This is a genomic window from Ruegeria sp. BF12 (assembly GCF_056538705.1).
The window spans coordinates 314,312-327,312 of the sequence record NZ_JBQFTP010000003.1; the positions used below are offsets into that span (position 1 = coordinate 314,312).

Consider the following 13,001-nt stretch of genomic DNA (forward strand, 5'->3'; position numbering starts at 1 on the left):
GCAAGCCGTGTCAAAGGCCCAATTGCCGCTCGCGCCGAATAACAGACAAAATCGCGCAGACGGCCAGAACTGAGGTCGCCAGCATCAGCCACAGCAAGGGCATCGCTCCGGTCTCGTGGGTCAGTAACGTTCCGGCGAGGGCGCTTAGTCCTGCGCCGCCGCCCAGCATGATCGCGCCGCTCAGTCCGGATGCAGTGGCGGCCAGATGTGGTCGAACCGACAGGGCTCCGGACGTGGCGTTGGGTATCGTCATCCCGTTTCCAATGCCGACAAAGGTCATAAAGCCGAAAAAGCTGAGTGCTGTTCCGAATCCTGCCAGGAACAATACGGCTGACAGTGCGACGCCCGCCGCATTCATCCAGCATCCCCACAGCACCATCCGGTTGACGCCGAAACGCACAGAGTAGCGACCACTGAAGAAATTCCCGAAAAAGTATCCGACTGCGGGCGCGCCAAAGTAGATGCCGACCTCAGCAGCGCTGAGGCCGAACAGTTCGGTGCCTATGAATGGAGCCCCGCCCAAATACGCAAAGAAGGCACCGGACGACAACGCCGAAGACAGCGAATACCCCCAAAACCGTGGTGACCCAAGTAGTTCGGGGTACTCCCTGAACTGTTGCATCAGTGTTTTGCCGCTTTTGGCCGAGGTCTCGCCAAAATCTGAATAGGTCAGCAACAATGTCAGTGCGCCAAGGATGAACGGCAGCCAGAAATTGGCTTTCCACCCGAAGCTTTCTTCGAGCAAGCCGCCGATTGCAGGGCCGATCATAGGGACAATGGCCATGCCCATGGTTACATAACCGATCATCGAGGCCGCCTGATCCTGATCGTAGAGGTCCCGCACGGCCGCGCGACTTAGGACCATCCCAACAACGACGATTGCCTGGCACATTCTGAAAACCAGAAAAATTTCGACGTTGGGGGCATAGATGCAACCCAGCGTGGCCAGCAGAAACAGGGCCAGCCCCCAAAGTAGCACGGGGCGACGCCCCGCCTTGTCCGCAATTGGGCCGATAAGAATCTGGAGCACAGCGTTCACCAGCAGATACAAGGCGATCGACAGTTGCATGACCTTGTAGTCGGCCTCAAAGTGGAGGGCCATGTTGGGAAGGCTGGGTAGAAAGAGATTGAGGCTGAGCGCGGACAATCCCGACAGCAAAACAAGCGTAGTAATAGTTGGTGGCGAGCGATGCGCCGACGAAGAACTAAACTGCATGGTTCACGTGTATAGTGACCGCGCCAGGGAATGCCATCCATCTTAGGCATCAGCAGCAAAAATTTGCCACTTTACAATATGCAATTCATGAGTTGACAAAGATTTGCAAATTTGCCGAAAGGTGCTTTGGTCTGGGTGCCTCAGCGTATAATGTCCCGCCAGATTTTACAGGGGATCATCGTTATGAAAGACATCCTTTCCGAGCTAGAAGACCGCCGCAACGACGCGCGGCTGGGGGGCGGACAAAGGCGCATCGACTCGCAACACGCGCGGGGCAAATTGACTGCACGCGAACGGATCGAACTGCTGGTGGACGAAGGCAGCTTTGAAGAGTTCGACATGTTCGTCAACCATCGGTGCACCGATTTCGGGATGGAAAATCAGAAACCTGCGGGCGACGGAGTTGTCACCGGCTGGGGCACGATCAATGGCCGTATGGTCTATGTGTTCAGCCAGGATTTCACTGTGTTCGGCGGTTCGCTTTCGGAAACGCATGCGCAGAAAATCTGCAAGATCATGGATATGGCGATCCAGAATGGTGCCCCTGTGATTGGCATCAACGACTCGGGCGGGGCGCGAATCCAGGAAGGCGTGGCGTCGCTGGCGGGTTATGCCGAAGTGTTCCAACGCAATATCATGGCATCGGGCGTGGTTCCGCAGATCAGCGTGATTATGGGCCCCTGTGCTGGCGGCGCGGTTTACAGCCCTGCGATGACCGACTTTATCTTCATGGTCAAAGACACGTCCTACATGTTCGTGACTGGCCCCGATGTGGTTAAGACCGTCACCAACGAGGTTGTCACCGCCGAAGAGCTGGGCGGCGCATCGACCCACACCAAAAAGTCTTCGGTCGCCGATGGCGCATTTGAAAATGACGTCGAAGCGTTGGCAGAAGTGCGTCGTCTTGTTGATTTCCTGCCGCTCAACAACCGTGAGAAACCTCCGGTGCGTCCGTTCTTTGATGAGCCCGACCGGATCGAAACCTCGCTGGATACGCTGATTCCCGACAACCCGAACACGCCCTACGACATGAAGGAGCTCATCACCAAGGTGGCGGATGAGGGCGACTTCTACGAGATTCAGGAAGACTACGCCAAGAACATCATCACAGGGTTCATCCGGCTTGAGGGGCAGACGGTAGGCGTTGTGGCAAACCAGCCGATGGTTCTGGCCGGTTGTCTGGACATCGACAGCTCTCGCAAAGCGGCGCGCTTCGTGCGCTTTTGCGACTGTTTCGAAATCCCGATCCTGACATTGGTGGATGTGCCGGGCTTCCTGCCGGGGACATCGCAGGAATACGGCGGAGTTATTAAACACGGCGCCAAACTATTGTTTGCATATGGCGAAGCGACGGTTCCAAAAGTCACTGTCATCACCCGCAAGGCTTATGGTGGTGCATATGATGTTATGGCGTCGAAGCACCTGCGCGGCGATTTCAACTATGCTTGGCCCACGGCCGAGATCGCCGTGATGGGCGCGAAAGGCGCGACCGAGATCATCCACCGTGCCGACCTTGGCGATGCCGAGAAGATCGCAAAGCACACTCAGGATTACGAGGACCGGTTTGCGAACCCGTTCGTCGCAGCCGAGCGTGGCTTTATCGATGAGGTGATCATGCCGCAATCGACCCGCCGTCGTGTATCCCGGGCTTTTGCCAGCTTGCGCAACAAGCAGCTGAAGAACCCGTGGAAAAAGCACGACAACATTCCGCTTTAAGGGCACACGCCGATTGATCTGCCCGGCCGGGGCGTCTTGGAACAACGGTCAGGGCAGATTGATTGGGGAAAAAATTGACTTTGAGGCCACAACTGCTAAATGAACTATCTTATAGGACATAGAAAAGCGCGGGCCAAAAGCCATGCGCGCGCGATCCCGGAGAGAGGAGCCTGCCTACGGTGGGTCCGGGATCGCGCCTTTGTTCTTTCCCTGATTGGATGTGTTTCCCCCGTATTGGCAGAAACAGAAAACCTGCTGCCTGTTCCATCTGGCCAACCCGTGCACTTGAGTGACGTTCTGCTGGACAACAACCCCGGTGAGCTGTGGGTTCGGTTTCGGTTTATTGCGCCGAAAATCGGCTCGACGGTTGGCCGGATCGGGTATGACGTTGCCTCGGCCGATATGGAGCATCTGTGTCAAACACTTGCGGTTGCGTACGTGGCAAAGCACGAGCTTGATCCTGCACGCGTGGTCATTTCCCTATCCGACCGACCAATCGAGTTTGGCCGCGCATCCCCCGATGCCACCCAATTTTTTGAAGCCTACCGGCTGGAACAATCCCGGTGTATCTGGGAGGGGCTCTGACCATGAAACTGGTTTTTCATTCTGTCAGAACGTTTCTGAACAGCTACGCGGCTTTGGAGGTGCGCGCCATGACATCATCCTGTGACGGATGTGGATATCCGATCCCTGTAAATCCTGGCAATCGCGAGGTGACGACATGCTGAAACATCGCGGGTTTCCCGGACGCCTGCCGGGCACGGACTTTCAGTTCACCATTCGCCGGGCCAACCCTAAAGGCGTAACGCCACTGACCCGGCGCGACAGGTTCCGCGATCGTAAACCCGCGGACAAGCGGGCGGATGCGGCGTTCATGGAAGCCCTGTGGGCACATTTCGGCGATCAGCCTTTTGAACGCGGCAATCTGGATGCAGGTCGCCTTAGCTGGCTGTTCGAACGCGAGGTCGTGCCGGCCGAAGACCCGTTTGATCCAGCCAGTTATGATGCGCTGCTGGTGATTGATCCGGATGTGGGTCGGGTTTCTTTTCCCGATATTTTCGACGGGGTGCGCTGACCGTGCAATCAGCTGTCGCACATAAAGGTTTGGGGAACTCCCGATCCGGAACCCTGCCCACATCGGGGCAGGGCCGGTATGTGCGTTCAGAAATTCAGCTGAGCCGCAAACTGCACCCGGTTTCCGTCAAATGTTCGTCCGGTCGGGGCGTCGTTCCGCTCGCCAAAGAAGTACTCGGCGCTGAGCGTCAGATTGTCGGCGGCCTGATAAAAGGCGTTCACGTGGACCGTCTCAACTTCGGTAAAGGACAATGTTCCGGTCGAGGTCGGCAGGTCGTAATCCTCTTCTCCGTAGGCAATGCCGACATTCCATTTCTGGCCGATGTCCTGACGGAATTCCACAGTAAAGCCGTCGACGTCATTGGCCTGACCGTTGACGATAGCGTCACCTGCAGCGATCAGGTATGGCCCCAAAGCCTCACCGTCGACATAGTTGACCTGGAACAGGCCACCGTCCCAGGGCCGGATACCAGCCGAGACAATGAAGCCGGTCTGGTCCACTTCAACATCCCCGGATTGCGCCTTGCCATACAGAGCCGAAGCCCGGGCGATATACTTGCCATCGTTGAATTCGATGGCCCCGGTCAGGACCGGATCGTTCGAGTCAGAACCGCCAACGTTTTCCTCGATCGAAAGTGCAAACGTGGTGTTCGAACCGATCGTGTTGGTGTAGCGCACCTGCGGAACGCGGGCGAAGGGGATACCGACAGGACCGTTGAATTCGACGGTCGTCGGGTAGGTGTCCAGCGGCTGGAAGTTGGTCCAATACTGACCGATCAACCAGTTGTCGCCGATGCGGATGTTGGCGTGTCGCAGGCGGAACTCGGCGGCACCGCCCGAGGCGAACAAGTCGACCTCCAACTGACCAGAGATATCTCCGATGGCAGTAGGTGTGCTGGTGAGAAGCCCGATGCGCGACTGACGCACAGTAGCACCAAAGGTGCCGCTTGTCGCATTGGCGGGTTCCCCAATTCTGGTTGCGTCGGCGAGATCCCCAAGCTCGAAATCAAAATCATAGAAAAAGTCGGCCTTAACATACCCGTAGACATCGAGGGTGGTGTTTCCGATTCGAAGGTCACCGGTTCCGGCCCCTGGTTTTTCGGCTTCCAAAGCTTCGACACGGGCGCGCAAGGCGTCGAGCTCGGCTTGAGTTTGCGCGTCCTGAGCGAAAGCGGTGGTTCCGGTCAGGCCAAGCGCGGAAACGGCAAGCAAATGTGCCGTTTTTCTCTTTATAATCATGTGGATGTTTCCTTGTGTGCGAGTGTGCAGGAGCACCGTTTCACGCAAGGGAATTTGAGGGAAATCACGAGGACGGGACGGGCGCGCCCGAAAATCTCAAGAAGTTTTGCAAGAATCGGAGGCTCACATCACCGTCCAGTGAAGCGGCATTTTAATCGCATGAAGCAGCAGGGTTTTTTGCCGCTCTTTGCGCCCGCAGAATGTGATGTGGCAGGCGCAGAAAGCCCGGCATCGAAGTCGATTTGTAACAGTAATGTGACGGGGTTATCGGCGAATGTTCATGAATATTCGTCGACCCTGATCGGCGCAAATCTGCGCGACATTTTACCGGATGGGCAGATTCCAGCCGGAAAGATCGCAGGCTGTGAATCCTGGTTTGCAGCCGCAACCACACCGTGCATGGTGATTGGGCCGTGCGGCTCTACTTTGCCTGCGTCGCACATGCACCTACTATTCCGTACCCCTTCCTTCCGCGGGCAGGCTTGTGATTTTCGCAAAGTCCTGTCCGCGTTTTTCTTTGCGCACGTTTCAGATATAAAGCGGCACAATCTTGCGCAAAAAATCGATCAGGTCTGCCTGTTATTGAATAACACGGCGAGAATCCGACATCTGCCCCGGAACGCATCAAGAATCCAAAAGGGGCAGATATCATGCGAATCTCGAAATTCTTCCTTGCAGTGGCGACCTGTGCGGGCCTTGCCGCCTGTGGTGACTCCACTGGCGAACAGGCACTGCTGGGCGGCGGCGCAGGAGCGGTGGGCGCAGCCGTTCTCAACTCCGACCCGCTCTTTGGAGCGGTGGTCGGCGCAGCGGGCAACGTCTTGTATTGCAAGACGCAGAACAACTGTAGGTAACACCAGGTTTTTCGGGGCGCGCTTCGCCCCGACCGTCATCGCGCGAAACGCCGTCGTGGAGAACGCTCTCTGCGGCGGCGTTTTGCGTTTTCAGAACACCAAGACAAAGGACGTTCCATGTTCAACAAGATCCTGATCGCCAATCGGGGCGAAATCGCCTGCCGGGTCATCAAGACCGCCCGCAAGATGGGTATCGGCACCGTCGCCATTTATTCGGACGCGGACAAGAACGCGTTGCATGTGTCCATGGCGGACGAGGCCGTTCACATCGGGCCTCCGCCTGCAAATCAGTCCTACATCGTGATCGACAAGGTCATGGATGCCATTCGTCAAAGCGGTGCGCAGGCCGTGCACCCCGGCTATGGCTTCCTGTCTGAAAACTCGAAATTCGCCGAGGCTCTGGACGCCGAAGGTGTTGCCTTCGTGGGTCCGCCGGTTGGGGCGATTGAAAGCATGGGTGACAAGATCACCTCGAAAAAAATCGCGCAGGAGGCGGGTGTTTCGACCGTTCCCGGATACATGGGTCTGATCGAGGACGCAGACGAGGCTGTCAGGATTTCCAATGAGATCGGCTATCCGGTCATGATCAAGGCCAGCGCCGGTGGCGGGGGTAAAGGCATGCGGATCGCGTGGAACGATGAAGAAGCGCGCGAAGGGTTCCAGTCGTCCAAGAACGAAGCAGCGAACTCCTTTGGCGATGACCGGATCTTTATCGAGAAATTCGTGACTCAGCCGCGCCACATCGAAATTCAGGTTCTGTGCGACAGTCATGGCAACGGCATCTATCTGGGCGAGCGTGAATGTTCGATCCAGCGTCGGAACCAGAAGGTTGTAGAAGAGGCGCCGTCGCCATTCCTCGACCCGGAAACCCGCAAAGCGATGGGTGAACAGGCAGTGGCCCTGGCCAAGGCCGTGAACTACGCCAGCGCGGGTACTGTGGAGTTTATCGTCGATGGCGAAAAGAACTTCTACTTCCTCGAGATGAACACGCGTCTGCAGGTGGAGCACCCGGTGACGGAGCTGATTACCGGCGTCGATCTGGTTGAACAGATGATCCGAGTGGCTGCCGGTGAAGAACTGACGATCTCGCAGGACGACGTGACGCTGACCGGCTGGGCCATCGAAAACCGCCTTTACGCGGAAGATCCCTATCGCAACTTCCTGCCGTCGATCGGTCGTCTGACCCGTTATCGCCCACCGCAGGAAGTCGCCGCCGGTCCGCTGCTGGTGAATGGCAAATGGCAAGGTGAGGCGCCCGAGGGCGAACACGCGGTGCGCAACGACACCGGCGTCTACGAAGGCGGCGAGATCAGCATGTACTATGACCCGATGATCGCCAAGCTGTGCACATGGGCTCCGACCCGTGAGCAAGCGATAGAAGCCATGCGCGTAGCGCTGGACAGTTTTGAGGTCGAGGGCATTGGGCACAACCTGCCGTTCCTGTCCGCAGTGATGGATCACCCGAAGTTCGTCAGCGGCGACATGACCACGGCCTTCATTGCCGAGGAATACCCGGACGGATTCGACGGTGTCACTTTGCCTGAGGCTGACCTGCGCCGGATCGCAGCGTCCTGTGCCGCAATGCACCGTGTTGCCGAAATCCGCCGGACCCGTGTTTCGGGTCGCATGGACAACCACGAACGCAAAGTTGGCAAACGCTGGGTTGTAACGCTGCAGGGTGAGGATTTCGCGGTTCAGGTCAACGCCGACAGAGAGGGTGCAACCGTCAAATTCGAAGACGGTGTAACTCTGCGAGTTGCTTCTGACTGGACACCCGGTGATCAATTGGCCGTGCTGGATGTCGATGGCAGCCCGCTGGTTCTGAAGGTTGGCAAGGTCTCGGGCGGGTTCCGTATCCGCAACCGGGGCGCGGATATGAAGGTGCATGTGCGCCGTCCGCGTCAGGCGGAACTGGCCAAACTGATGCCCGAAAAGCTGCCGCCGGATACTTCGAAAATGCTGCTGTGCCCGATGCCCGGTCTGATCGTGAAGATCGACGTCGAAGTCGGACAGGAAGTGCAGGAGGGGCAGGCGCTCTGCACTGTCGAGGCGATGAAGATGGAAAACATCCTTCGCGCCGAGAAGAAGGGTGTTGTGGCCAAGGTAAACGCAGGTCCCGGCGACAGCCTCGCCGTGGACGACGTGATCATCGAGTTTGAGTGATCATGAACCCGTTTTCGCCATATACCCAAAGCTTCCCGGCGTTCTGCGCCGAGGGGCTTGGGCGTGGCGAAGGCGTTCAGCCGCCTTCTCGCCGTTCGCGAATTTCGCGCTCACGCAGGGGCGTCTTGTCGATGGAACGGCCGATCTCGCGCACGCTCCACGGGGACGGCTTGCGCAGTTTGACCACGCCATCCTTGTCGACGAACACCATCTGGAACCCACGTGGACGCAGCTGTGACCGGATCGGAGAACGGGCCGATGGGTCGGTGTCGGTCAGTACAACGACATCCCGATCGCGCATGGCTTCTTCGCCTTCCAGCAGCATATCGATCTGTTGCTGGAACCTCGGGTCTGCAGGGGTGTCGGCAAAAACGACGATGGGTCGGTTGATCCACAAGTATTCGCTCAGCTCGATGTCACCAGCGGGGCGGACGAATTCTTCACCAGTGGGCGCAGCCCCATCTGCCGCCAAAGCGGACAGCGGGAATAGTGCCGAGAAAACAAGGGCAAGCGTTCGAGTCATAGGGCCTCCTGTTCGTTTGAATATAGCCCCTGCGACGGTGAATGCGACCGGCGAAATGCATAAGGCGCACAAATTTGTGCGCGCACCCTCGCCGAAACGGGTGGCTCAGGACATCACAACGCGCGGGCTGCGGCCCGGCGCGAACCGAATTGAGAAAAGGAAATCGCAATGACCGATACGAAAGACTGGCAAGCGCTGGCCGAGAAAGAGCTGCGCGGTCGCCCGTTGGACGACCTGACCAAAGAGACGCTGGAAGGCATCGACGTTAAACCGCTCTATACGCAGGAAGACACGGCTGAACTGCCACATATGGGGTCGCTGCCGGGGTTCGGTCCGTTCACGCGTGGGGTGAAGGCAACCATGTATGCCGGTCGTCCCTGGACCATTCGGCAATATGCCGGTTTCTCAACCGCCGAGGAATCGAACGCCTTCTATCGCCGAAACCTGGCGGCAGGCCAGCAAGGTGTCTCGGTTGCTTTCGATCTGGCGACGCACCGCGGCTACGACAGCGATCACCCGCGCGTGGTTGGTGACGTGGGCAAGGCTGGCGTGGCCATCGACAGTGTCGAGGACATGAAGATCCTGTTCGACGGCATTCCGCTGGACAAAGTATCGGTCTCGATGACGATGAACGGTGCGGTGATTCCGATTCTGGCAAGTTTCATCGTTGCGGGCGAAGAGCAGGGGCACGACAAATCCGTTCTGTCCGGCACCATTCAGAATGATATTCTGAAAGAATTCATGGTGCGCAATACCTATATCTACCCGCCTGAGCCGTCGATGAAGATCATCTCGGACATCATTGAATTCACCTCGAACGAGATGCCGAAATTCAACTCGATCTCGATCTCGGGCTATCACATGCAAGAGGCCGGGGCGAACCTTGTGCAGGAGCTGGCCTATACATTGGCCGACGGGCGCGAATATGTGCGTGCCGCGACGCAGGCCGGGATGGACGTCGACAAGTTCGCGGGCCGTCTGTCGTTCTTCTTTGCCATCGGCATGAACTTCTTCATGGAGATCGCCAAGCTGCGCGCCGCACGCACGCTGTGGCATCGGGTGATGACTGACTTTGGTGCAAAATCCGAACGTTCCAAAATGCTGCGGACTCACTGCCAGACGTCGGGCGTGTCGCTGCAGGAACAGGACCCCTATAACAACGTAATCCGCACCGCCTATGAGGCGATGAGCGCTGTTTTGGGCGGTACGCAGTCGCTGCACACCAACGCGCTGGACGAAGCGATTGCGCTGCCCACCGATTTTTCTGCCCGTATTGCGCGGAACACGCAATTAGTGCTGCAAGAGGAAACTGGAGTGACCGATGTGGTCGATCCGTTGGCGGGGTCGTACTATGTTGAAAGCCTGACCAACGATTTGATCGAAAAGGCCTGGGCCTTGATGGAAGAGGTCGAGGAGATGGGCGGTATGACCAAGGCCGTCGCCTCGGGCATGCCCAAGCTGCGCATTGAAGAAAGCGCCGCTCGTCGTCAGGCGATGATCGATCGGGGCGACGAAGTGATCGTCGGCGTCAACAAGTACCGCAAGGAACAGGAAGACCCGATCGACATTCTGGACGTCGACAACGTAGCCGTGCGCGAAGCTCAGGTCGCGCGGTTGGAACGTATCCGCGCAACGCGGGACGAAGCAGCCTGCCAACAGGCATTGGACGCTCTGACCACCACTGCCCGCGAGGGTGGAAACCTGCTGGCCGCCGCCGTCGAGGCCGCCCGTGCCCGCGCATCCGTAGGAGAGATCAGCATGGCAATGGAGAAGGAATTCGGCCGTCACCGCGCCGAGGTGAAAACCCTGGCAGGAGTTTATGGTGCGGCCTACGAAGGTGATGAAGGTTTTGCTGCCATTCAGAAATCCATTGAAGAATTCGCCGAGGCCGAAGGCCGTCGCCCCCGCCTGCTGGTGGTCAAGATGGGTCAGGATGGTCACGACCGGGGTGCCAAGGTTATTGCCACAGCCTTTGCCGATATCGGCTTTGACGTGGACGTTGGGCCTCTGTTCCAGACCCCGGCCGAGGCTGCTCAGGACGCGGTGGACAATGACGTTCACGTTATTGGCATCTCGTCTCAGGCGGCAGGGCACAAGACGCTTGCGCCGCAACTGGTCGAGGAGCTGAAGAAGGCTGGTGCCGAGGATATCATCGTGATCTGCGGCGGGGTGATCCCTCAGCAGGATTATCAGTTCCTCTACGACCACGGCGTCAAAGCGATTTTTGGTCCGGGCACCAACATTCCTGAGGCGGCGCAGGACATCCTACGTCTTATCGGCGAAGCCAAGGGCTGACATCGCCCAAGGGTTTTTCGATGAAAAACCTTGTGGTTCCGTGTCTTTGACGAAAACATGCGACCAGATCCATTAGGGTCTGGTCGTTTTCCATAGGAGGGGCGCGCGTGTTACTGGATCATCTGGCCGTTGCCGGCGAAACGCTGGAAGAGGCATCGGCGCATATCGAACAGGCGTTGGGTGTGCCGCTGCAGGACGGCGGCAAACACGAAACCTTCGGGACGTATAACCGGTTGCTGGGTCTGCGGGACGGTCTATACCTTGAGGCAATCGCGATCGATCCGGAAGCTCCGAACCCGCAAAGAACCAGATGGTTCGATCTTGATCGGTTCAATGGTTCGCCTCGTCTGACCAATTGGATTTGCCAGGTGTCGGATATCGAAGCCTCGCTTACCGTTTTCCCGGATGGTGCCGGCCACCCAATTGATCTGGCCCGAGGGGCATTGCGCTGGCAAATGGCGGTGCCGCCGAATGGTCGTTTGCCTTTCGATAATCTGTTCCCGGCGCTCATCCAGTGGCACGGAGACTTGCATCCGGCGAAGATGTTGCGGGATAGTGGCTGCCGATTGCAGCGCCTTGTGGTCTTCCACCCGGACGCCTTGGAACTGGCCCGACTCTTAGGTGATTTGGAGATCGTGGTGTTCGATACCGGCCCGGCTGCGTTACGGGCAGAGTTCGAGACACCGCACGGCCCGCGCGTGCTGGAATGAGGATCAGGCAAGCCCGGGGCGCAGATGCCAATGAGATCGCCGCGATCACCAACGCGATCATCCGCGATACGCATGTGACGTTCACCACAGATGAACGCAGTGTGGATAGCATTGCCAGCGATATCGAAGCCCGAGGACCCGCCTATCTTGTCGCCGAATCGAACGGCCAGGTTCTTGGGTTCGCCACCTATTCACAGTTTCGTTACGGACCTGGGTATGCGCAGTGCAGTGAGCACACGATCCAATTGGCACCCGAGGCTCGGGGGCAGGGCGCAGGTCGTGCTTTGATGACGGCGCTCGAGGCGACGGCACGGGCACAAGGTATGCATGTGTTGGTGGCCGGTATTTCCTCTGCCAATCCGGATGCTGTTTCTTTTCACGCAGCCTTGGGTTTTTCGGAAGTTGGCCGCATGCCCGAGGTCGGGTTCAAGTGGGGAAAACGGTTAGACCTTGTCCTGATGCAGAAAATTCTTGCCCAGGACGGATTGGTCGCACCTGACATGCGCGATTTGGGGCGCTAGGGTGCGCGCATGTCGATCTGGATCAGAATATCCGATGCGCTAAGCGCGCTTGCACAGGGCGAAAGCCTGACAGCTGTCTTCGAGAAACTGCGCTCGCCGCCTGAACGGTCCGTGGCGTTCACCATCGCTGTGATCGCGCTGGGCGCAAAAATGGCCAAGGCGGATGGCCAGGTGACGCGGGATGAGGTCACGGCATTTCGCGACGTTTTCCAGATCGCCCGCGAAGATGAAGAAGGTGCCGCGCGTGTGTTCAACATGGCCCGCACGGACGTCGCAGGCTATCAGGACTATGCCCGCAAGATCGCACGTATGTTCTCAGAGGACAGCACCACACTTTGCGACTTGATGGAGGGGTTATTCCACATTGCGATGGCGGATGGGTTTTATCATCCCAACGAAAACGAGTTTCTGGAAGAGGTCAGCCGGATTTTCGGCCAGACCGATGCCCAGTTCATGGCCCTGCGTGCGCGCTTTGTGCCCGATGCGCCCAATGATCCCTATACGGTGCTTGGGGTTCCGCGCGACATGCCGCTGCCCGATATTCGCAAGGTTTGGCGGCAACTTGTGCGTGAAACGCACCCCGATGCGATGCTGGCGCGTGGTGTCCCCGAAGAGGCCGTTCGATTGGCCGAGAAAAAGATGATCGACATCAACCGCGCCTGGGACGAAATCAACGGCGCGCGGGCCTGA

At 58.1% G+C, this 13,001-nt stretch carries 12 protein-coding genes; 9 read left to right on the forward strand and 3 right to left on the reverse strand.

The genetic code is table 11. The annotated features are described in order from the left end of the window. Positions 1-10: 10 nt before the first annotated feature. Positions 11-1,216, reverse strand: a complete 1,206-nt coding sequence (locus ACR0J0_RS07185; RefSeq protein WP_480662471.1) for a multidrug effflux MFS transporter — start codon at positions 1,214-1,216, stop codon at positions 11-13. A gap of 183 nt (positions 1,217-1,399) precedes the next feature. Here ACR0J0_RS07185 and ACR0J0_RS07190 point away from each other — a divergent pair, with 183 nt between their 5' ends. The 3 genes from ACR0J0_RS07190 (at position 1,400) to ACR0J0_RS07200 (ending at position 4,007) form a co-directional block, all read left to right on the forward strand. Then, entirely contained in the window at positions 1,400-2,932 is a 1,533-nt protein-coding gene (locus ACR0J0_RS07190; RefSeq protein ID WP_480662473.1) for an acyl-CoA carboxylase subunit beta, read from the forward strand. A gap of 99 nt (positions 2,933-3,031) precedes the next feature. Then, the gene (locus tag ACR0J0_RS07195; RefSeq protein WP_480662475.1) at positions 3,032-3,517 is read left to right on the forward strand and encodes a DUF6497 family protein; all 486 of its coding nucleotides are present in this window, start codon (positions 3,032-3,034) and stop codon (positions 3,515-3,517) included. A 136-nt stretch (positions 3,518-3,653) separates the two neighbouring features. Continuing rightward, positions 3,654-4,007, forward strand: coding sequence for a hypothetical protein (locus tag ACR0J0_RS07200; protein ID WP_480662476.1), 354 nt, complete (start codon positions 3,654-3,656; stop codon positions 4,005-4,007). Positions 4,008-4,093: 86 nt separating this feature from the next. Here the strand turns inward: ACR0J0_RS07200 and ACR0J0_RS07205 are convergent, their stop codons facing one another. Then, the gene (locus ACR0J0_RS07205; protein WP_480662478.1) at positions 4,094-5,245 is read right to left on the reverse strand and encodes a DcaP family trimeric outer membrane transporter; all 1,152 of its coding nucleotides are present in this window, start codon (positions 5,243-5,245) and stop codon (positions 4,094-4,096) included. A 650-nt stretch (positions 5,246-5,895) separates the two neighbouring features. Between ACR0J0_RS07205 and ACR0J0_RS07210 the strand changes: the two genes are divergently transcribed. Both ACR0J0_RS07210 and ACR0J0_RS07215 read left to right on the forward strand, forming a co-directional pair. Next, the gene (locus ACR0J0_RS07210) at positions 5,896-6,099 is read left to right on the forward strand and encodes a hypothetical protein (RefSeq protein ID WP_480662480.1); all 204 of its coding nucleotides are present in this window, start codon (positions 5,896-5,898) and stop codon (positions 6,097-6,099) included. Between the two features lie 117 nt (positions 6,100-6,216). Next, positions 6,217-8,262, forward strand: coding sequence for an ATP-binding protein (locus ACR0J0_RS07215; RefSeq protein ID WP_480662481.1), 2,046 nt, complete (start codon positions 6,217-6,219; stop codon positions 8,260-8,262). A 76-nt stretch (positions 8,263-8,338) separates the two neighbouring features. On the opposite strand, the gene ACR0J0_RS07220 is transcribed toward ACR0J0_RS07215, so the two are convergent. After that, positions 8,339-8,785: a DUF4174 domain-containing protein gene (locus ACR0J0_RS07220; protein WP_480662483.1), complete on the reverse strand. Its 447-nt coding sequence runs from the start codon at positions 8,783-8,785 to the stop codon at positions 8,339-8,341. Between the two features lie 168 nt (positions 8,786-8,953). Between ACR0J0_RS07220 and scpA the strand changes: the two genes are divergently transcribed. The 4 genes from scpA (at position 8,954) to ACR0J0_RS07240 (ending at position 13,001) form a co-directional block, all read left to right on the forward strand. Then, positions 8,954-11,080 carry a methylmalonyl-CoA mutase gene (scpA, locus tag ACR0J0_RS07225; RefSeq protein ID WP_480662485.1) on the forward strand — a complete coding sequence of 709 codons (2,127 nt, stop codon included), beginning with the start codon at positions 8,954-8,956 and terminating at the stop codon, positions 11,078-11,080. Positions 11,081-11,187: 107 nt separating this feature from the next. Next, positions 11,188-11,790, forward strand: coding sequence for a VOC family protein (locus tag ACR0J0_RS07230; protein ID WP_480662487.1), 603 nt, complete (start codon positions 11,188-11,190; stop codon positions 11,788-11,790). Further along, the gene (locus ACR0J0_RS07235; protein WP_480662489.1) at positions 11,787-12,311 is read left to right on the forward strand and encodes an N-acetyltransferase family protein; all 525 of its coding nucleotides are present in this window, start codon (positions 11,787-11,789) and stop codon (positions 12,309-12,311) included. Before ACR0J0_RS07230 ends, ACR0J0_RS07235 begins: the two co-directional genes overlap by 4 nt. A gap of 9 nt (positions 12,312-12,320) precedes the next feature. Further along, the gene (locus ACR0J0_RS07240; RefSeq protein WP_239337188.1) at positions 12,321-13,001 is read left to right on the forward strand and encodes a molecular chaperone DjiA; all 681 of its coding nucleotides are present in this window, start codon (positions 12,321-12,323) and stop codon (positions 12,999-13,001) included.